Source organism: Taklimakanibacter deserti (genome assembly GCA_003574785.1).
Genome location: QORU01000007.1, coordinates 192,230 through 209,788, shown reverse-complemented (window position 1 = coordinate 209,788; position 17,559 = coordinate 192,230). Strand labels below are relative to the sequence as shown.

The 17,559-nt window shown below is 59.7% G+C and carries 26 protein-coding genes; 14 read left to right on the top strand and 12 right to left on the bottom strand.

The genetic code is table 11. The features are described from left to right. Positions 1-75: 75 nt before the first annotated feature. A complete protein-coding gene (locus DS839_RS16325) occupies positions 76-1,563 on the bottom strand; it encodes a PAS domain S-box protein (RefSeq protein WP_119271504.1) in 1,488 nt (495 codons plus the stop codon). Between the two features lie 194 nt (positions 1,564-1,757). Between DS839_RS16325 and DS839_RS16320 the strand changes: the two genes are divergently transcribed. Beyond that, the gene (locus DS839_RS16320; RefSeq protein WP_119271503.1) at positions 1,758-2,111 is read left to right on the top strand and encodes a response regulator; all 354 of its coding nucleotides are present in this window, start codon (positions 1,758-1,760) and stop codon (positions 2,109-2,111) included. A gap of 172 nt (positions 2,112-2,283) precedes the next feature. Here the strand turns inward: DS839_RS16320 and DS839_RS36515 are convergent, their stop codons facing one another. Beyond that, a complete protein-coding gene (locus DS839_RS36515) occupies positions 2,284-2,448 on the bottom strand; it encodes a hypothetical protein (protein ID WP_162918584.1) in 165 nt (54 codons plus the stop codon). 195 nt (positions 2,449-2,643) lie between these two features. Here DS839_RS36515 and DS839_RS36510 point away from each other — a divergent pair, with 195 nt between their 5' ends. The 3 genes from DS839_RS36510 to DS839_RS16310 are packed head-to-tail and all read left to right on the top strand — an operon-like array spanning position 2,644 to position 3,796. Beyond that, entirely contained in the window at positions 2,644-2,850 is a 207-nt protein-coding gene (locus tag DS839_RS36510) for a hypothetical protein (protein WP_162918583.1), read from the top strand. A gap of 42 nt (positions 2,851-2,892) precedes the next feature. Then, the gene (locus DS839_RS16315; RefSeq protein WP_119271502.1) at positions 2,893-3,171 is read left to right on the top strand and encodes a hypothetical protein; all 279 of its coding nucleotides are present in this window, start codon (positions 2,893-2,895) and stop codon (positions 3,169-3,171) included. A gap of 19 nt (positions 3,172-3,190) precedes the next feature. Beyond that, positions 3,191-3,796 carry a cysteine hydrolase family protein gene (locus tag DS839_RS16310; protein WP_119271501.1) on the top strand — a complete coding sequence of 202 codons (606 nt, stop codon included), beginning with the start codon at positions 3,191-3,193 and terminating at the stop codon, positions 3,794-3,796. Between the two features lie 126 nt (positions 3,797-3,922). Here DS839_RS16310 and DS839_RS16305 read toward each other — a convergent pair whose 3' ends face one another. Beyond that, a complete protein-coding gene (locus tag DS839_RS16305) occupies positions 3,923-4,138 on the bottom strand; it encodes a hypothetical protein (RefSeq protein WP_119271500.1) in 216 nt (71 codons plus the stop codon). Positions 4,139-4,440: 302 nt separating this feature from the next. Here DS839_RS16305 and DS839_RS16300 point away from each other — a divergent pair, with 302 nt between their 5' ends. Next, positions 4,441-5,337, top strand: coding sequence for a hypothetical protein (locus tag DS839_RS16300; protein ID WP_119271499.1), 897 nt, complete (start codon positions 4,441-4,443; stop codon positions 5,335-5,337). Between the two features lie 55 nt (positions 5,338-5,392). After that, positions 5,393-5,596 (top strand): CsbD family protein, encoded by a 204-nt coding sequence (locus DS839_RS16295; protein ID WP_119271498.1) that lies wholly within the window; start codon positions 5,393-5,395, stop codon positions 5,594-5,596. Positions 5,597-5,659: 63 nt separating this feature from the next. Here DS839_RS16295 and DS839_RS16290 read toward each other — a convergent pair whose 3' ends face one another. Then, the gene (locus DS839_RS16290; protein ID WP_119271497.1) at positions 5,660-6,412 is read right to left on the bottom strand and encodes an adenylate/guanylate cyclase domain-containing protein; all 753 of its coding nucleotides are present in this window, start codon (positions 6,410-6,412) and stop codon (positions 5,660-5,662) included. Positions 6,413-6,614: 202 nt separating this feature from the next. Between DS839_RS16290 and DS839_RS16285 the strand changes: the two genes are divergently transcribed. Next, complete coding sequence (locus tag DS839_RS16285; RefSeq protein WP_162918582.1) at positions 6,615-6,788, top strand: hypothetical protein; 174 nt, start codon at positions 6,615-6,617, stop codon at positions 6,786-6,788. A gap of 107 nt (positions 6,789-6,895) precedes the next feature. Then, positions 6,896-7,390, top strand: a complete 495-nt coding sequence (locus tag DS839_RS16280) for a low affinity iron permease family protein (RefSeq protein ID WP_368911686.1) — start codon at positions 6,896-6,898, stop codon at positions 7,388-7,390. Between the two features lie 70 nt (positions 7,391-7,460). Here DS839_RS16280 and DS839_RS16275 read toward each other — a convergent pair whose 3' ends face one another. Next, positions 7,461-7,802, bottom strand: a complete 342-nt coding sequence (locus DS839_RS16275; RefSeq protein ID WP_119271495.1) for a hypothetical protein — start codon at positions 7,800-7,802, stop codon at positions 7,461-7,463. Between the two features lie 212 nt (positions 7,803-8,014). Between DS839_RS16275 and DS839_RS16270 the strand changes: the two genes are divergently transcribed. From DS839_RS16270 to DS839_RS16260, 3 genes are all read left to right on the top strand, one after another. Further along, a complete protein-coding gene (locus DS839_RS16270; RefSeq protein ID WP_368911685.1) occupies positions 8,015-9,103 on the top strand; it encodes a YihY/virulence factor BrkB family protein in 1,089 nt (362 codons plus the stop codon). Between the two features lie 62 nt (positions 9,104-9,165). Then, positions 9,166-9,405, top strand: a complete 240-nt coding sequence (locus DS839_RS16265) for a hypothetical protein (protein ID WP_162918581.1) — start codon at positions 9,166-9,168, stop codon at positions 9,403-9,405. Between the two features lie 172 nt (positions 9,406-9,577). Then, positions 9,578-9,886, top strand: a complete 309-nt coding sequence (locus tag DS839_RS16260; protein WP_162918580.1) for a hypothetical protein — start codon at positions 9,578-9,580, stop codon at positions 9,884-9,886. A gap of 173 nt (positions 9,887-10,059) precedes the next feature. Here DS839_RS16260 and DS839_RS16255 read toward each other — a convergent pair whose 3' ends face one another. Continuing rightward, on the bottom strand, positions 10,060-10,875 hold the full coding sequence (locus DS839_RS16255; RefSeq protein ID WP_119271492.1) for a PRC-barrel domain-containing protein: 816 nt from the start codon (positions 10,873-10,875) through the stop codon (positions 10,060-10,062). A gap of 267 nt (positions 10,876-11,142) precedes the next feature. Between DS839_RS16255 and DS839_RS16250 the strand changes: the two genes are divergently transcribed. After that, positions 11,143-11,748 carry a L,D-transpeptidase gene (locus tag DS839_RS16250; protein ID WP_119271697.1) on the top strand — a complete coding sequence of 202 codons (606 nt, stop codon included), beginning with the start codon at positions 11,143-11,145 and terminating at the stop codon, positions 11,746-11,748. Between the two features lie 155 nt (positions 11,749-11,903). Here DS839_RS16250 and DS839_RS16245 read toward each other — a convergent pair whose 3' ends face one another. From DS839_RS16245 to DS839_RS16225, 5 genes are all read right to left on the bottom strand, one after another. Then, on the bottom strand, positions 11,904-12,551 hold the full coding sequence (locus DS839_RS16245) for an SOS response-associated peptidase (protein WP_119271491.1): 648 nt from the start codon (positions 12,549-12,551) through the stop codon (positions 11,904-11,906). Continuing rightward, positions 12,552-12,830, bottom strand: coding sequence for a hypothetical protein (locus DS839_RS16240; protein ID WP_119271490.1), 279 nt, complete (start codon positions 12,828-12,830; stop codon positions 12,552-12,554). A gap of 1 nt (position 12,831) precedes the next feature. Further along, a complete protein-coding gene (locus tag DS839_RS16235; RefSeq protein WP_119271489.1) occupies positions 12,832-13,086 on the bottom strand; it encodes a hypothetical protein in 255 nt (84 codons plus the stop codon). A gap of 13 nt (positions 13,087-13,099) precedes the next feature. Then, positions 13,100-13,414, bottom strand: coding sequence for a hypothetical protein (locus DS839_RS16230; protein WP_119271488.1), 315 nt, complete (start codon positions 13,412-13,414; stop codon positions 13,100-13,102). Between the two features lie 96 nt (positions 13,415-13,510). After that, on the bottom strand, positions 13,511-13,717 hold the full coding sequence (locus DS839_RS16225; RefSeq protein WP_119271487.1) for a hypothetical protein: 207 nt from the start codon (positions 13,715-13,717) through the stop codon (positions 13,511-13,513). Between the two features lie 594 nt (positions 13,718-14,311). Here DS839_RS16225 and DS839_RS16220 point away from each other — a divergent pair. After that, positions 14,312-14,554 carry a hypothetical protein gene (locus tag DS839_RS16220; RefSeq protein ID WP_119271486.1) on the top strand — a complete coding sequence of 81 codons (243 nt, stop codon included), beginning with the start codon at positions 14,312-14,314 and terminating at the stop codon, positions 14,552-14,554. Positions 14,555-14,663: 109 nt separating this feature from the next. Here the strand turns inward: DS839_RS16220 and DS839_RS16215 are convergent, their stop codons facing one another. Further along, positions 14,664-16,754 carry a catalase gene (locus DS839_RS16215; protein WP_119271485.1) on the bottom strand — a complete coding sequence of 697 codons (2,091 nt, stop codon included), beginning with the start codon at positions 16,752-16,754 and terminating at the stop codon, positions 14,664-14,666. 211 nt (positions 16,755-16,965) lie between these two features. Between DS839_RS16215 and DS839_RS16210 the strand changes: the two genes are divergently transcribed. Next, entirely contained in the window at positions 16,966-17,502 is a 537-nt protein-coding gene (locus DS839_RS16210; RefSeq protein WP_368911684.1) for a DUF421 domain-containing protein, read from the top strand. Positions 17,503-17,559 lie beyond the last annotated feature (57 nt).

The following is a 17,559-nucleotide window of genomic DNA, read 5'->3' as shown; positions in this document are numbered from 1 at the left end:
TATGAGGCCCTCTCGGCCGTCAAGCCTCTTCGCCGGCTGCCTGCTTTCCTCCGGCGCGGAAATCCGTTGCGGGACTCAATCCACTGGCGGCGCCAGAAGCGGGCCCGACAGATCGAGGCTGATGCGCAGTCCCTCGGTCGTCCATTCGCGATCCATGCGGCCGCCGAGCTGGGTGACGGTCGCTTGCACGAGCAGGCTGCCGAACCCGTTATCCGGCTTGTCGGCAGGTTGCGATACGCCGGTCTCCGACCAGACCACTTTCACGACGTCGCCCTCCACGGAAAAGCCTATCTCGACGCGTCCGGCATCGTTGGAGAGCGCGCCGTATTTCGCGGCATTGGTCGCGAATTCGTGCAGCAGCAGCGCCATCGGGGTGATCGCCTTGGCGGCGAGGCGCATGTCGTCGCCCGAGATCGAGACGCGCGGCTTTTCCCGTTCATTATAGGGCGCCAATAGGGCCTCGGTGAGGCTGTGCAGGCTGGCGCTGTGCTCTCCGGCCTCGCCGCCGCTCATCGTCAGCGCATGCGCCCGGCCGAGGGCGGTGAGGCGCTCGGTCACGGAGGCCGCAAGTTCCCGAACCGAGGTGGCCGAGCGCGAATTGAGGCTGATGAGGCTGCTCGTGACCGCGAACAGGTTCTTCACCCTGTGATTCATCTCGCGCAGCAGAAGCTGCTGGCGCTCATGCGCGAGATGCTGGGTGGTCATGTCGCGGGCGATCTTCGAGGCGCCGAGGATCATGCCTTGGGGATCGACGATCGGCGAGACCGCGAGCGACACATGGACGAGGCTGCCATCCTTGCGCCGGCGCACCGTCTCGTAAGGCTCGACGCGCTCGCCCTTTCGGATTCGCGCCAGGATGGATGTCTCCTCGTCCAGCCGGTCATCCGGAATGACAATGGTGATCGGCTTGTCGATGGCCTCCGGGGCGCTGTAGCCGAACAGGCGCTCGGCGCCCGGGTTCCAGCTTTGGATGATGCCGTCCAGGTTTTTCGAGACGATGGCGTCCTCGGAAGAGTCGATCAGGGCGGCGAGCCGGCTGCCGGCCAGGTCGGCCGTTTCCCGCTCGATGGCGAAGCTGAGCTGGCGCGCGAGCGTCAGGGCGATCTCGCGCTCCTCATCGGTGAATTCATGGGGAGCCGCATGATAGACCATGAACTTGCCGATGGTCGCGCGATTGAAGGTAAGGGGGATGAAGGCCAAAGCCTGGATGCCCTCGCCGAGAACGACCTGCTTGAGTTCTTCGGATTCCCCCGATTGGGCGATATCGCTGACATAGATGGGTTCGGGATCGCGCGTGCCCGGACGCCAGGGTGAATGTCCGTCCACCGCCTGGCGATAGGCTTGCGAAAGTTCCCGCCAGGCGACGAAGCGCATGACGCCTTTGCTGTCGAAGCGCAGGATCGATGCGCGCTCGCATCCCAGAAGTTCCCGGATCGCATCGAGCGTCGCCTCATAGGCGTCCGACAGCGAGTGTCCGCGATACAGGCGGTCCGTCAGTTCAAAGAAGGTTCGCTGCTGAAAAAGTCCGCGCGTCAGCAGTCGTCGCCGCGTGCTATCTGCCATTCCCGTAGAAATTGTCCGTCTTTCTTTTTGCTTCTGAGCCTGAAGCTATCGGCCTTTCATCGGGATGAACAGCGGAAAATCCGTTTCTCGCCACCCGTGCCGCGCCGAGGCTCATGATCTGCATGGAGACCAAATATCTCGGCCGAACCTTTCGCCTTAACATGGGTTAAAGAGGAGACTGAGGACGGTCGATTATGCGGTACACCATTCTAGTCGTCGAGGACGAAGCGATCGTCCGGCTCGACATCAGCGATTTCCTGCGCGAGCGGGGCTTCGAGGTGCTCGAGGCTTCCTCGGCCGAGGAGGCGATGGACATCCTGGACGGGAACTCAGGCATATCACTGGTTTTCACCGATATTCAGATGCCTGGCTCGCTCAACGGCATCGATCTGGCGCGCTACATCAGGCGCAACCACCCTCGGATCAAGACGCTCATTACCTCCGGCCATCTTCCTGCCTCCGACCTTCCGCCCGATCTTGGCCGGCTCATCGACAAGCCGTATTTGCCAAGGGCGATTCTTGGTTTGGTCGAAGAGGCGCTTGCCTAGGCTGTGGCGCGGTCAAGGGATCTCCGCAAGGTTGCCGGGTTTCGCAATGGAAAACCCGCCCGGATGATACGCATGCGGGCGGGCAGGGGGTGACGACACATCTCGTCTCGGGGTTGGGGTGTGTGAGACGGGACGCCCGCTAACACTGGCACCGGCAAGAAGGTTCCATCCGTCAGGCGATTCCCTTGCCGGCCGGCCCTGCCTCCGTGCGCGCGGCTTCGGCCTCCCATTTCTCGGCCATTTGCAGGAAAGCGGTCTTCGATTCGGGCGAAGTGAGGGTTGCGGCAAGAACTCTCGCCCGCTTTGCCGCAAGGATCAGATCATCAGGCGCGGACATGCATCCCCCGTTCCTTTGCCCCGCCCGTCTCGCTGACATTGCCAAACGCGCTCGCCCAGCGAAGGTTCCCGGCAAATTTGTGTGCGATAGCGTACACGGCGCCGCGCGCTTGTCAGGACGCTCGCGCCATGCCGTCACGGACCCTGAAGGAACTCTGTAAGCAGCGAAATGTTTGTCAGTGAAAGGAGTTTCACCATGGCTGACAAACATCCGAGCGGCAATCCTGACCTCGTCGAGCAGCACAAGAAAATCCAGCGCGAAGGCGACAAGGAGCTGGCGGAGAGCAGCCACGACGCGCCAAGGCCTGGACAACGGAAAGAAACGCCCGAGCGAGCACCGGCGGGAAGGGATTCGGACAATTCCGGATCGAAGTCCGATGGCGGGTCCTTCGTAGGTCCTTGAACAGCTGCCCGGCGGCGTCGGCAAATTTCGGCGGAGACTCCCATGACGAGTGAAATCACCGTTGCGCTTCAGGCAGAGGACGACGAGCCCGACGTGAAGAAGGCGGCGATCGACCTTCTGGTGATGCGGGGCTATGCCCGCGAGGCTGCCGAAGACTTGGTGGGCAATGCGTCTCCGCCCGAGCCCGGAACGGATGCCCCTTCATGGGTTGCATCGATCGTATCGGCCGGAGCGGCGGATGCGCGGCGAAGGCTGCTGGCCCAGCATCACGAGCAAGGCATTCCGCCCTTCGAACCCCCGCCCTTGAAATCCGAATCCTGATGCGTTTCTGAGGCCCGCGATGGAGCACGTCAGAGGGCTGCGTTATGGCCCGTTATCGCGTTCCGCCGTGCATCTCTGCGTCGACATGCAGCGGATGTTCGACGCGGATACGCCTTGGGCGTCAGGCGCGGTGGGCGCTGCCTTGCCGGCTGTGAAGGAAATATGCCGCTATAAGCCGGCGAGCACGATATTCACCCGGTTCATCTGCCCTGCCGATGCCGGCGCCATAAAGGGGCAATGGGCCCGGTTCTATGCCGCATGCCCGGAGCTTCTGCGGCTCGATCCCAGGCTTTTCGACATCGTGCCCGGCTTGCAGGAATTCACTGGCGTCGCGGCGGTCTATAGCCGTTTCGTGTTCTCGGCCTTCCAGGATGGCGCGCTTCAGGCGATGCTGCGTGCGCGTTCCGCCGACACTTTGGTTTTTTCAGGTGTGGAGACCGATGTCTGTGTTCTGGCAACGGTCCTGGGCGCCATCGATATCGGTTATCGCGTCGTGATTGTCGAGGAAGGGGTGGCGAGCTCGAATGAGCAAGGTCATGCGGCCGCCATGGCCGGCGTCCTGCCGAGATTCGACCAGCAGATCGAGGTCGTCGGCGTGGCGGATGTCCTTCGCGATTGGCGATAAGGCGATCGAGGCTGGTAACGCGAGAGCGCCGCCAAAGGAAGCGTCGCGCCGTCGTCGAAAGTGTCCCGCCCTCTTTGCCGAAGGGCCCGCGAAAACGCGGGCCCTTCGTTCTTGCACTATGGGGCGTCAGTCATTCACGTTTTTGTTGCCCGTGCTGCCGCCGCGATTGGGATCCGTCTGCTGCTGCTGTCCCGGGTTGGTGCCGCCGCTCTGCTGATCCTGGCCAGGCTGGCGAGAGCCGCCACCCTGCTGATCCTGCCGTTTCGGCTGATCGCTCTGCTGCTGTTGTCCACCCTGGCTTTGCTTGTCGCCTTGTTGCTTGTCCTTGTCCTGGTTGGTCATGGATGTACTCCGTATCTCAGCCTCATTGCTGATGCGAATGAACGCATATCGGGCTTCTTGCGTTCCTCGCCGGCGCTTCGCCGCCAAGCCGGGCGTATCCGGCCACGGTCTGTCCTCCGACCTTTAGTTGCTCGCTTGAGGAACTCTGAGGCGGGATCGCGGGTTAGGATGTGCTTCGGAAATTGTTCCGGAGACAGACGATCGAGGAGGCGACCATGGGACGCGGAATCTTGCTTTGGCTGTTGGGGGTGCCCATTCCGATCATTTTGCTCATCATGTTTCTCTTTCGCTAGGAGGATGCCGTGGCGACCGTGAGTGTCCAGAATCCTCCTGCCATCGAGGCGCCGAGATCCGCTATCGCTTGGGGTGCGATCTTCGCCGGCGCCTTCGCTGCGGCGGCGACCACCGCCATCCTCATGCTCCTCGGTTCGGGCCTGGGGCTGACCTTGATCTCGCCCTGGTCCTCTGAAAGCGCGGGCCTGACGACCATTGCCGTTTCGACGGCGATCTGGGTCGTCATCGTCCAGTGGCTGTCGTCGGGGATTGGCGGCTATCTCTCCGGCCGGTTGCGCACCAAGTGGGTCGGCGTTCACACGGATGAGGTGTTCTTCCGCGACACCGCGCATGGCTTCATGGCCTGGGCGGTGGCCACGCTTCTGGTCATCGGGATGGTGGCCTTCCATTCCACCGTTCTGGTCGGAGCCGGTGCCCATGTGGCGGCAAATGTCGCGGGCGCCGCCACCAATGCCGCGGGTCAGAACGCGCAGGGAAACAATAATGATGGCGCGACAGGTTATTTGGTCGACACTCTGTTTCGCCCGGCCGATCCGGCGCGGTTGACCACGGCGGGCCCGGAGGGCGGCGAGGCTGCAGCCGCGCAGGCGACGCGCATTCTCGGCATGGGCGCGCTGCAAGGCGAAGTGAGCCAGGAAGACCGGGCCTATCTTTCGAGCCTGGTGGCGGCAAGGACCGGCCTGTCTCCGCAGGATGCGCAAGCCAGGGTCGAGGCCGTCCTGGCCAGGGCGAACGAGCTCAAGGCCAAGGCCCAGCAGGCGGCGGACGAGGCCCGCAAGGCCAGCGCGACCGCGGCCATACTCGGCGCCTTGTCGATGCTGATTGGCGCCTTCATCGCTTCGGTTGCCGGTGCGATTGGCGGAAGCCAGCGCGACGAGGAGGAAGCGATCGTGGTGACGGCCTGAGCGGCTGAGATAGCCATCGAATGGAAGTTTACTGTAGAGCGACAAAGGAGGTCTTATGGACTGGAATCGCGTTGAAGGTAACTGGAAGCAGGTCAAAGGCAAGGTCAAGGAACAGTGGGGGAAGCTCACCGACGATGATCTCGATGTGATCGACGGCCGCCGCGACCAGCTCGAGGGTAAGATCCAGGAGCGTTATGGCATCGCCAGGGACCAGGTCCGCCGCGACGTGGACACCTGGTACACGAACCAGGGCTGGTAAGCTCTGTGAGGGCCCCGGCGAAAGCTTGGGGCCTTTTCGCAGCACGCGGGGCTGACAAAGCTGTCAGTGCTTTTTGGCGAGCTTGGCGAGGCTGATTTCGGCGAGCTTGCGGAATTCCCCGTCCGGATATTTTTCCAGATAAGCCTCGAACATCGCCACATCGTCGCTGTCCTTGACGGTGTTCCAGAACGTCACTTCGATTTCCACCTCCGCCGGATCGAGCACCCGCGGTGCGTCTTCGGCGCCTTCGCCGGCAGGCTTTTCCCCGATCTGGACGGGCTGTGAGCGGTCGAAGATGACTTTGAAGATGCGCACCGGCCGGGCGATATTCTTGACCTGCCTTTCGCCCAGATCTTCGAACTTGTAGTCGACCTTGTCGCGCACGCTGTCGCGCGCCGCACGCGTCACGCATATGCCGCCGGGTTCGGCGAGTGCTTCGATGCGGGCGGCGACATTGATGCCGTCCCCATAGATGTCGCCGTTCTTGAGCATGACGTCGCCGACATTGATGCCGATGCGGAATTCCATTCTTTGCTCGTGCGGTTGTGCCCTGTTGGCCTCATGCAGGCCGCGCTGGATGGCCACGGCGCAATTGACGGCTTCCACGCCGCTGGCGAAGTCGGCGATGACGCTGTCGCCGGCGCTGCCGCTGATCTCTCCATTGTGCTGGGCGACGAGATCGTCGATGACCGAACGAAGCCGGGTCAGCGTGGCAAGTGCTGCCTCTTCGTCCTCATGCATCTGCCGGCTATAGCCTTCGACATCCGCCACGAGAATGGCGGCAAGTTTGCGCTCGACCGGGCCGTCCGATGTCATGGCCTGTACTTAGGAGAGAGCGCTGACCGACTCAAGCGCATAAGGGATCGTGTGAAGGCGCCCGGCCTGCTTTGGAACGGATTCCCCTTCGTGATGTTGCTTTCAGGTCCCTTTGACCCCTCTTTGGGACAGGCGGGTCGCGTCCGAGATTGACGGTGTCGACGGCGTGACCCGCCCTTATCTGTGCCGGGAGTATCGCCCGATGAGCGCCGAAACCTCTGAAAATCTGGTCGTGCCTTCGTGCCCACGCGAGGTCGCCGAATATCTGGTAGCTCTCCTCAGGGATCACGGCGACGAGCCTGAGTCGATCAAAGCCGGGGTGAGGTTCAGCATTCTGGCGCTCAAACGGATGGAGCGGGGATTTCTCAATTGCTGACAAGGAGCACTGGCGCCGCAACCGGAGCGCAAGTGGATGTAAGCCCCGCGTCGGGAACCGCAGTCGACTTCGGGGCTTGATACTCTGCCAGGCAATGGAGGCGTATCATGGCCGACCGGTCTTCCAAAATGAGCGATCTGTTCTCGAAATTCGCCAATCAGGTAGCATGGGCGGCGGGCAGCCCGATCACCTTCAGCATAGCGTTCTTGACCTTGCTGGCCTGGGCGGCATCGGGGCCATATTTCGGCTATTCGCAGGGCTGGCAGCTCCTGGTGAACACCGGCACGACGATAACCACTTTTCTCATGGTCTTCGTCATTCAGAACAGCCAGAACCGCGACGGTCTCGCCGCTCAGATCAAGCTGGACGAGATCATCAGAGGCGTGAAGGGAGCCAAGAATTCGATGATCGATCTGGAATGCCTGACCGACCAGGAGCTGGCGGATCTGCGCGTGAAATTCGCTCAAATAGCCGACGTTGCGCGCGCGGACGAAAAGAAGGTCACGAAAGCCCGTCGGTTCAATGGAGCGCACTTGTCGGGCAGCAAAAAAAGGGGCCCACGCCGCAAGGCAGCGCGCGAGCAGCGGGCATCGGCGGAGTAGATGGGCCGGAGGTGGGGGCGAATCCAGACACATTCCTTCCTCAAGCTTTAAAGCATGGATGGGATGAGCTTCATGCGTCGTCGATCCACAATCCGGCGATGCCCCCGCTTGGGCCGATGCTGCCGGCATGGTTGGTGCGCTTGGCCCTGGCCTTTCGAATGAGCAGATAGATTCGTTCACCGCGTTTCCATGGCGCGGCGTGCGCGATGCGTTCGACGGAGAAGCAATGCTCCATCCTGCCATCGATGACGACCTTCTTGCCGATGAGGTGGGCAAAGCTGTCTGTGTCTTGATCGAGGTCTACACAGACCATCGTGCCGATGTCGCGCACGGCGACCCGGTCGAGGGCCGTGAAGGTGGCGCGTGATGGTCGCTTCTTGATCTTCTTATGCCGGCCCAATTCAGTCGCCATGACGGCGAATCCCCTCTGCTTAAGTCTTCCACCCGGCTTCGCGGCAATGTGCAGAACGGTCAACCCGCCTGAAGGTTCCACGACTTGCGGCTCATCCCGCTCATCCCTCTTCCGGATAGTCCGGGCGAACGATCGGCGTCCCGAGGCGAACGTGACGTTGGAACCAATCGCTCCGTCAGCGGATTAACATGCGGCTTTCGTTTGGACTCGTCATGGCCCGCCGGTCGACTTTCAGTTCGTCTTCGCTCATCGGCTACTCGAAAATGTTGGCCGCCCTGGCTCTCTCCGGTCTCACTGCGCAGATTGCCGCTCTCAGATCCAGAAGACCCGGGCTTGCATCTCATCACGTTCAGCCATCGCGGCGCAGGCCCACCAAGGCCTTTATCGCCCCCGCGGTCTGGTGGTCGATCTTGCGGGCCGCTGTTTCCGGGTGGATGACACATAAGGCGTCCACCTTGGGGGCGGCCATCGCCTATTACTCGCTCTTCTCCATGGGCCCCCTGATCCTGATTGCAATCATGGTCGCTGGGCTGGCCTTTGGCGCGCAAGTCGTGCGAGAGCAGGTTATCCTCCAGCTTTCTCACCTTCTTGGCGAGCAAGGGGCGAAGGCTGTTCAGAACATGCTGCTGGTCGCGGGACAACCCGCCGAGGGTGTGTTCGCCACCCTTATCGGCGCAGGCGCGCTTGCTTTCGCGGCGGTCAGTGTGGTCGTTCAGCTGAAAGCGGCCCTGAACGCGGTCTGGGAAGTAGATGCGCCCTCGGGGTCTGGCGTTTGGGCGTTCTTTCGCACCTATGCCGTGTCCCTCGCTGGCGTGCTGTCCCTTGGGTTTTTGCTGCTGGTCTCACTTCTTCTCACCACGGCTTTGGCCGCAATGAGCACGATGTTTGCGAATGCCGCGCCCGAGATCGTGCTGCAAACGGCGAGTGTCGTCGTCACCTTTGCGATGACGGCCGTTTTGTTCGCCATGATGTTCAAGTGGCTTCCCGATATCTCGATTGGCTGGCGTGACGTTCTGCCGGGCAGCATCCTCACGGCGGCGCTTTTCGAAATCGGCAAGTTTCTGATTGGCTTTTACATCGGCAAGCAGGGTCTGGAATCGACATATGGCGCGGCGGCCTCGCTCGTCGTGGTGCTCATCTGGGTCTATTACTCGGCCCAGCTCGTATTGTTCGGCGCTGAATTCACCCGCGCTTATGCCTGGACTGTCGGCCACCGCAGGGGCCGAGAGCCAAGAAACAGAGAAGGGAGGCCGGCCGGCAATGCAAGAGATCGCCGAGAAGGCCTGGCGGCCGGTCAATAATGAAGTCATGCTTGGCAGCGTCACGGCGAGGGGGAAGGCTTCGGCCGATGAAGGAGACGGAGATGTTTTTCACGCGAATGACTTGGATCGCGGCGTTTGCCGTTCTTGTTTTTGGTGTCTTGCAGATCTTGATAGGCGTTGGGATTGGTCAAGGCATGATTGGACCGATAGAGGACGTGTTAAGTCGGTATTCGAGTCCCGTCCCGATCGGAACACAGATTGACCAGGGCGTTTACAAGATCATATTTGCGGTCGCGCTGGGGACGCTCGCCGAGATCAGTTTTGCCGCACGAAGGATCTGACCGTCTGGCTGTCATTCGCAGGCTTCGCGTCTTGATGCGGGAACTCGTTCCACGAAGGCATCGGAACGATCCCTTTTGACACACGTTGTTTTATGCAGATGCCGCGTATCGGCCAAAGGCCGTGTTCCTCGGGGCGTCCCGCTTCAGCCAGAATAATAAGGAGGACCTTATTGTGTTCAGCATCAAAGCATTGGCCATAGGCACGGCAGTCGCGGCCAGCGTCGGTTTTGCCATGCCGGTGGCGAGCCAGGCGGCGCCCGTCGCGGCGCCGGTGCAAATTCAGACGAATAGTGACAGCCATATCGTCAATATAGGCAATAAGAAGAAATCAAAGCGTTGGTGGTCGCGTCATTGTCGCGTCAGCAACGACGTGAAATGCGGGCGTTATTATACCAAAAAGCGCTATCGGTCGTACAAGGAGCCTTATTACGGTCAGTACAGGCCATATCGTAAGCCCGGCGTTACCATTCAGATCGACTGAGGCTCAGAAACAAAAGAGGCCCGCACGGCGATGCTGTGCGGGCCTTTTTTATCAACTGAGCAATCAATCGGACGCCTTGCAAGAAGTCCCCACCGAATGCTGCTAGGGCTTCGCGGAGCGGCCCGCTCGCGCAATTGAAAAGGCGCGGACATTCGCCCGCGCCCTCACCGTGTTCACCCGTTATAGGTGGGGAGAGCCTTCAAAGTTTCCTTGTCCGAATTGACATACACGCGAACATCGTCACCTTTCTCGTTGCGCATGATGTTCACCTGGTCCAGTGCCACGGCAATCCGGTGCTCACCCACGCCCAGGAAGCCGCCGATATCCAGGACGAGCTGCTTGACGCTGCCATCTGCGTTGAGGACCAGTTTGTCGACTTCGCCGACATCTTCGTCCTTTGCGCCGTAGACCCGCGCGCCGACCAGAGTCTCGGATGTAAGCTCCTTGGTCTCAGGCTGTCTGTAGCCTTCACGTTTCACCTCAGGCCGAACGAGTGCCGTGCGCGTGTCCGAGCCGGACGGGGCCGTGCTGTTGTCGGCCTTTTGGCTCTCTGTCGTCGTCTGCGAAGCGGCGTAAGCGGGCGCATCCGTGAGCATCTGCTTGTTTGTGTTGATCACCAGGAAATAGTCGTTCTCATCATCGCCCTTCTTGACGAATTTGAAATCCCTCATGGCAACGGCAACGTCTTTTTCGCCCATCCCGAGGAAGCCCCCGACGCCGACGACGACAGCCTCGACCTCGCCGTTCCGGCCGAGTATCACATCGTTGATTTCCCCGATATCGTCCCATTCCTTTTCATTTCCCGGTTTCGCTGAGGTGTCGCTGGCGATGTCCTTTTCGGTCGCATAGACGCGCATTCCGATAAACTTGGATGCCCGAATATCCGTCGGCTGTTGTTGGTAGGTTGTGATCTTGGAAACGTTGGCCGCATGGCCGGCGCCGGCAAGTAAAAGAAATGATAAGGCTGTGGTGGCTAGAAGTTGCTTCATAGGGAATCTCCTTCGCGTTCAAGGTTCGACCGCTCGCACCTCAAACCGGCAACGTCGATAATTGGTTCCTGTACGGTTTCGCACCGCTGCGTGGTATGAGCCTGGGGGAGCTGGCAAGACGATTGCTTTTCTGGTTGGCCTGGTCTTTCCTATGTTTCGGAGGCTGCATTGACCGCTGTCGGGGAGGGTGGGACCTCGCACACCCAGGAATCGGAACTTTCCCTGTTTATCTCGGTTGTAGCTTCACGGGCGGGTAAGGGATGGCACATGCGGCTTCGGCTTTTGACGGCGGCTTTGATTATCATGATTGCTGGACCTGCCTCTGCCGCGCGGGTCGTCGTCACCATCAATGAGCATAGCCAGGAAATGACAGTCATGGTCGATGGCCGGCAGGAATATGTCTGGCCTGTATCGACCGGGGTGGCCGGCTATGGCACGCCAGGCGGCACATACACGCCATTCCGCATGGAGGAGTACCATTTCTCGGAGGAGTGGGACGATGCCCCTATGCCCAATTCCATTTTCTTCACCCGCTTGGGCCACGCGATCCATGGCACGGAGCATATTGATAAGCTTGGGAAGCGCGCTTCACATGGCTGCGTGCGACTGGATCCTGCCAATGCGGCGGTGCTCTTTGCTTTGGTGCAGGAAGTCGGCCTGCCCAACACCACCATCGTTATCACGGCGAAAGCAGACAAGAAGCCAAACGCGGCCGCGGTGCTTGCCAAGAGAAAACGCAAGACAGATAAAAAGCCCGCTATTCTGGCAGACCAAATGTCCGACACGATCAGTGTGGCCGAGGAGAGAGCAGACAACAGGACAAATAAGACGAATAAGAAAAGAGAGTTGTGGCCATATGAGCGAGTCAATTAGCCGGTCGTAGCAGGAAATGGGCTCAACGTCCGGACTTCTATTAGCAAGATCGTAGAAACTACCGCTTTGCGAATTAAGCGATACTCCGTCAGCAATGGGCCCGCTTTCGGCTGGGCTTCCTCTCGGAAAATCGTCGCGATTGGGCGGGGCGAAAATCAATCACCTTTTGTCCCCCTTGCCACGATCTCTATTGCATCGTCGGGTAGGGGCTTTTGCATCTCCTTGGCCTCTTCGATCGGGAGCGTGAGCCAGGCATTCCACTCCTCGATGTTGCGCAAGATAACCGGCATGGACTTTGAGTGGACGGGTTTGACGTTGTTGTTCGGCTCGGTCGTCAGGAAGGTAAAAAGGAGATGCGTTCCCTCAACCGGCGCCTTTTTAGTGCCGCGCGTCCCGGTCCATTCCCGCCACAGGCCGGCGAACATGTAGGGAGAGCGGTTCGAGTTGAGGCCGAACCAGACGGTTTCCTTCTTGCCGGTCACCGGGTTCGGCTCAGGCGTCCATTCGGCAAAGCTTGTCGCTGGCACAAGGCAGCGATGCTCGACGCCAAGCCAGGGGCGCCAAAGCGACATGCTGAGTGAACGCGCATTCGTCATGAACTCGCGTCGGCCGGGGAGTGATGGAAAGCCCCAACGCATCATCGTGATTTCGAGTTGGCTGGCGCCTGGCGATCTGCGGATGACGGGAGCAACATAGTCCGGGTGGATGCTCTCATAGTTGATTTCCACGTCCGGCGGCGGCTCGGCATTGGCGAAGAGAGCGAGCTGCTTCATGTTCCCGCGCAGATTATAGGTATTGCACATTCAGGATTTCCGCCGCTTGACCCTGTGGGCTTTGTAAAGCTCCCAATCTTCAAGCATGGCGGTCATTCCTGACTCAAGCTCCTTTTCCGCATAGTCCATTCCGTCTTTGGCGCTGGGAAAGCTCTTGATCTTGCGGGTATGCGAGGTCAGCTCGAAATAATCCGGTGCCGGGCCGCCGGTCGATCTGCGGATGACAGAGAAGTTGATGAAACTTCCGAGATCGAGCGTGTAGCCCTCGCAGCCTCCACGCCCCCAACGCGACCACCGTCCTTTCGCCATTCTATCTCCCCCTTATGATCGGCACGCGCGGCCACCAGTCGTCTTTGCGGTCGCCCAGGCGGAACAGCACTTCCGCACCCGATCGGCCGGGACATCCGCGGTTTTTGCATCGCGCCCTTTCAGCAAGCTGCTTCATCGTCATCTCCGGCGGGAATTTGAGGAGCAGCTTGCCGGCGTCCATCAGCCTTTTGTGCCCGCACCACTGGCACTCCAGCACCATATTCAAGTTGAACTGCTGGACTTGAGCGAGCGTCACCTCATCGCGAGGGCTAGAAACGGATGGCGGGCGGCTCAGCGCCATGGCTGATCCCTTTGTCGCCATGCAGATCGGTCACGATGAGATCGACCAGCGCGCTCGGGTCCGTCACCTTAAGGCTGTGCTTCCTAAAGAGCGCATCAGCCTCTTCCCAGAGACCATCGTAGCCTTCATCCTCGAACCAATGGCCGAACTCGGTCTGATAGATTTCGGTCGCGGCCAGGATGACATCGTTCTGCCCGGCCCTTCCCTTTTTCAGGTGCTGCTTCTTGTAATAGGCGCGGGTTTCGAGGTTTTCTGGGGTCTCCAAATATTTTGGGTCTGACATCGGGCTACTCCTACGCATTCTCACTTACGAGAACAATTCAAGAACGAGAAGGCATAGGAGTCAACAGGTAGGTTTTCCTGACGGCCGAAAAGCGGCCTAGGCCTCGCGCTCTAGCTTCTCGCGTTTCCTGATCCAGGCGTCGAGCTTGTCGACCGGGATTTCATCGCCAACCGTGAGGCCCGCTTTGTCGCGCAAGACCTTGAATGTGCTGATCTTCACAATCACCGCATAATCGAGTTCCATCAGGAAGCGGCCCATGAACTTGTGTCGGCCTTCGTCGATCGTCAGAAAATTTCTCAGCATAAGCCGTCCCTCCGCCGCCCCCGGAGGTCTTCCGCCATGTTATTTGCGGCTCGGGCGAATGGGCAAGGTCCCCCACGGCGCGATCCGCCCCCAGCTCACGGGTTTCCAGGTCGACCTTAACAAGCGTTCCGCGATTGCAACTTTCCAGCGCTGGACCAAAACCGGGTTCCGGTAAGGGAACTTTTGAGGCGAGCCCTTCGTCCATCGAATGGCAAAGCCCCACACCCGAGCGGCAAAACCTCTGGAGCAGACCTTGAGCAATGATCCGATTGCGGAAGCTTCGAAGGGCCCCGAGCATCGGGACCAGGTTAGTCGCGCCTACGCATCGATCAATGATGCGCGGGCGGCAATTCCAGACACCGCCGCACTGCTTCAGATCCATAGGCCGTCGCCGCTGACCGCATTGGCGTCGATACCAAGGAGTGACCGCTAGAGGTTGAGCTGCCTCAACCGGTGATCTGACCATCTTCCCCTGATGCCCAATCCGGTGCCAGTCCGGCACCACGCTTCGCAAGAGCATCAAGCAAGCAATTTCCGGCGGCGCGCATATCCTATGTTAATCGCCTTGCGGCAGATCTGCCGTAGCCTTCAACCATGCGGACAAGATCAGAACTGCTGCGGCAATTGACGGAAATCAAGCGGCAGATTGAGCACAGCGAGGACATCATTGACGCCCAGCGCCGCCTCGTCGCCTCCCTGACGGCCAGAGGCCATGAAGCCACCCAAGCCGGAATGCTTCTGGATTCCTTCGAGCAATCGCGGAAAATTTGGCTTGGTGAGATGGACCGGCTGTTAGGCGCCTTGGACGAAATGCCAAGAGAGAAGGATGCCGCCTGAATCACGCCATTGCTCAGCCCCCATCTGAGCGTGGTGTGGGAATCGGCAGGGAGACGGCCCCTGCTGATTCCCTGTGCGCTGACAGATCGCCAAAGATTGGGCCACTCTGCTAGCCGGCGCCTCTGACGAGCGATTCTCGGTCCCAAATTCTCTGCCTTTTGCAACTTTCGATGAAGCGGTCCATGCTGCCCTGGTTTCCATCGAGCTTTATGAAGCCCTCATCCAGCCGATCTCCCAAGCCCGCCTTGGCCAGCAATTCATAAGCTGGCTGGCTGAATCCCAGAGTTTTTAGATGCCCATAGGCATCCCTGATCCAGTCGATGGCGGCCGCCTCATCCTGCAGGTCGCTATTGCCGGCTTCGCTGGTCAACAGCACGACAGCGTCGAAAAACACGGAAGGCGCTGCCGAAAGAGCTTGGTCGGCGGGCAGCTTTGACTTGTCCGCAAGAACTACGCCGCTGATTTTTCGACAGACCACGGCCAGCACTGCCCCCTCAGCCTCGACGGCCTTCCTCAGTTGCTTCACGAGTGAGCCGTCAACCCCGTTCGACAGAAGAACGCCGATCTTGCGCCCTTTGATGGTGGCGGGCGCTTTCTGCACAAGGCTCAGAGCGGGCGAAGGTGCGAGATCTCGCGGCTCGATCGCCGGCTTGATCGGATCGATTTCATTTGTTCCGAGTGCCTTGCTCACGCCTGCGCAAAGAGCCTTGTCGATGATGGCCAGATGGCCAAGCATCCGTTTTCTGATGGCCGGCGTCTCTACCTTTCCCAATTCGAACGCGAAGGCGCTCACTATGTGCCGGCGTTCGGGCTCGGTCATCGAATTGAAGAACAAGCGCGCCTGGCTGTAATGGTCCTTGAAGGTCTCGGACCGGATCCTCACCTTCTCGCTTCCGATGTCGCCGGTCGGATGCGTGACGAAGCCTTCCTGGGATTCCCTGGGTCCATCACCGCCGAGACTATTGGGCTCATAGGCGACCCGTCCCTTCGGAACATCGATGCGCCGCATGCCGTCGCGCTGGAAATTGCGCATCGGACAACGCGGGCGGTTGACCGGAATCTCATGGAAGTTGGCGCCCCCGAGGCGGGACAGCTGGGTGTCGAGATAGGAGAACAACCGCCCTTGCAGCAAGGGGTCGTCGGAAAACTCGATTCCCGGCACGATATTGGCCGGGTGAAACGCGACCTGTTCGGTCTCGGCAAAGAAATTGTCGGGGTTGCGGTTCAATGTGAGCCGGCCGACGACCTCGAGAGGGACGGTTTCCTCGGGGATCAGCTTGGTCGCATCGAGGATGTCGAAGTCGAGCTCTCCAGCCGCTTCTTCGTCGACGACCTGGACACAGAAATCGTATTCCGGAAAATTGCTCTTATCGATCGCTTCCCACAGATCGCGGCGGTGGAAGTCCTGGTCTGCGCCATTGATTTTGACCGCCTCATCCCAGATCACCGAGGCCGCCCCGAGGACTGGCCGCCAGTGGAATTTCACGAAACGACTCTCCCCCCTTTCGTTGACAAGCCGGAAAGTATTGACGCCGAAGCCCTCGATCATCCGGAATGACCGGGGAATGGCACGGTCGGACATGACCCACATCAGCATGTGCATGCTTTCGGGCATCAGCGAGACGAAGTCCCAGAAGGTATCGTGAGCGGAGGCATTCTGCGGGAAACCGCGGTCCGGTTCCATTTTCACCGAGTGGACGAGGTCGGGAAATTTGACGGCATCCTGGATGAAGAAAACCGGGATATTGTTGCCGACAAGGTCGAAATTGCCTTCTTCCGTATAGAACTTGACTGCAAAGCCGCGCACGTCGCGCGGCAGGTCCACCGATCCGGCACCGCCTGCCACCGTAGAAAAGCGAACGAAGACCTCGGTTTCTTTTTTCGGGTCTTGCAGGAAAGCCGCTCTGGTCAAATGCGACAGGGACTTTGTCGGTCGGAAAACGCCATGCGCGCCGCTGCCTCTCGCATGGACGATTCTCTCCGGAATACGCTCGTGGTCGAAATGCGTGATTTTCTCACGCAGCATGAAATCTTCGAGAAGGGTGGGACCGCGAGGCCCGGCCTTTAGAGAATTCTGATTGTCCGAAACGACAATTCCCTGGTTGGTGGTGAGCTCGTTACTGGAAGCTTTGGCTCTCTGGTGGAGCTCGCCGCCCGCTCCGGTCTCTTTCGCGGCGTTCGTGCGTTTAATGGGTGACATGGACCTCTCCTCGTGGCTGAACGAAACGGGCAGCAACGGCGAAAAGTTCCAAAGAGACGGAGAGCTATGCTACGGGCGCAAGCAGCGAATGACCGTGAAGCGCGGGGGCGCGCTAGTCCGGAACCTCGACCATGCTTTGTCGATTAGAAGGGGTGTCATAGGTTGATCGACAAGACTCCGACGAAAACAGGCAGCGGAGCGAGCGCTGAAGGTGGATAAGCTTTTCAGTATAGACTGGCCCGGACTTTGGATCCCAACTCACTCGATCGCGGAGGTGGTGCTCAGGGGGTCGTTGATGTATTTGGGCCTTTTCATCCTGATGCGGTTTTTTATGAAGCGGCAGGCTGGATCGTTCAGTCTTTCCGACATTCTGTTGATCGTCCTGATTGCCGATGCGGCTCAAAACGGGTTTTCGAAGCAGTACGAGTCCGTGACGGAAGGTCTCTTGCTTGTTCTGACTATTGTTGCCTGGGATTTTGCGATCGACTGGCTTGCCCACAAGTCGCAAATCTTTAACAAATTCGTTAGTCCGCCACCGTTGCTGCTGGTGCGGGAAGGCAAAATGCTGAGGCAAAACCTGCGGCAGGAGCTGATTACGCCCGAGGAGATGATGAGCCAACTCCGACAGCAAGGCATCGGAAAACTTGCGCAAGTGAAGCGCGCCTATATGGAATCCGATGGACAGATTAGCATCATCAGGAATGACGCTGCTGAATCGCACAAAAAGCGAAGGAAGCCTGCAGGCTAGCTTGTCGCCTTGGATCGTGGATGAGCGTTCCGCTGAAGTGGGAGCGCTCCGGCGTCG

Bases quoted from the DNA above. Each gene is read 5' to 3' on its own strand.
- DS839_RS16315 (WP_119271502.1), top strand. From the start codon at position 2,893: ATGACGAGTGAAATCACCGTTGCGCTTCAGGCAGAGGACGACGAGCCC.
- DS839_RS16320 (WP_119271503.1), top strand. From the start codon at position 1,758: ATGCGGTACACCATTCTAGTCGTCGAGGACGAAGCGATCGTCCGGCTC.
- DS839_RS16230 (WP_119271488.1), bottom strand. From the start codon at position 13,414: ATGTCAGACCCAAAATATTTGGAGACCCCAGAAAACCTCGAAACCCGC.
- DS839_RS16295 (WP_119271498.1), top strand. From the start codon at position 5,393: ATGGACTGGAATCGCGTTGAAGGTAACTGGAAGCAGGTCAAAGGCAAG.
- DS839_RS16325 (WP_119271504.1), bottom strand. From the start codon at position 1,563: ATGGCAGATAGCACGCGGCGACGACTGCTGACGCGCGGACTTTTTCAG.
- DS839_RS16290 (WP_119271497.1), bottom strand. From the start codon at position 6,412: ATGACATCGGACGGCCCGGTCGAGCGCAAACTTGCCGCCATTCTCGTG.
- DS839_RS16305 (WP_119271500.1), bottom strand. From the start codon at position 4,138: ATGACCAACCAGGACAAGGACAAGCAACAAGGCGACAAGCAAAGCCAG.
- DS839_RS16285 (WP_162918582.1), top strand. From the start codon at position 6,615: ATGAGCGCCGAAACCTCTGAAAATCTGGTCGTGCCTTCGTGCCCACGC.
- DS839_RS16310 (WP_119271501.1), top strand. From the start codon at position 3,191: ATGGAGCACGTCAGAGGGCTGCGTTATGGCCCGTTATCGCGTTCCGCC.
- DS839_RS16270 (WP_368911685.1), top strand. From the start codon at position 8,015: ATGGCCCGCCGGTCGACTTTCAGTTCGTCTTCGCTCATCGGCTACTCG.
- DS839_RS16225 (WP_119271487.1), bottom strand. From the start codon at position 13,717: ATGCTGAGAAATTTTCTGACGATCGACGAAGGCCGACACAAGTTCATG.
- DS839_RS36510 (WP_162918583.1), top strand. From the start codon at position 2,644: ATGGCTGACAAACATCCGAGCGGCAATCCTGACCTCGTCGAGCAGCAC.
- DS839_RS16255 (WP_119271492.1), bottom strand. From the start codon at position 10,875: ATGAAGCAACTTCTAGCCACCACAGCCTTATCATTTCTTTTACTTGCC.
- DS839_RS16280 (WP_368911686.1), top strand. From the start codon at position 6,896: ATGGCCGACCGGTCTTCCAAAATGAGCGATCTGTTCTCGAAATTCGCC.
- DS839_RS16240 (WP_119271490.1), bottom strand. From the start codon at position 12,830: ATGGCGAAAGGACGGTGGTCGCGTTGGGGGCGTGGAGGCTGCGAGGGC.
- DS839_RS36515 (WP_162918584.1), bottom strand. From the start codon at position 2,448: ATGTCCGCGCCTGATGATCTGATCCTTGCGGCAAAGCGGGCGAGAGTT.
- DS839_RS16275 (WP_119271495.1), bottom strand. From the start codon at position 7,802: ATGGCGACTGAATTGGGCCGGCATAAGAAGATCAAGAAGCGACCATCA.
- DS839_RS16215 (WP_119271485.1), bottom strand. From the start codon at position 16,754: ATGTCACCCATTAAACGCACGAACGCCGCGAAAGAGACCGGAGCGGGC.
- DS839_RS16250 (WP_119271697.1), top strand. From the start codon at position 11,143: ATGCGGCTTCGGCTTTTGACGGCGGCTTTGATTATCATGATTGCTGGA.
- DS839_RS16220 (WP_119271486.1), top strand. From the start codon at position 14,312: ATGCGGACAAGATCAGAACTGCTGCGGCAATTGACGGAAATCAAGCGG.
- DS839_RS16245 (WP_119271491.1), bottom strand. From the start codon at position 12,551: ATGTGCAATACCTATAATCTGCGCGGGAACATGAAGCAGCTCGCTCTC.
- DS839_RS16265 (WP_162918581.1), top strand. From the start codon at position 9,166: ATGTTTTTCACGCGAATGACTTGGATCGCGGCGTTTGCCGTTCTTGTT.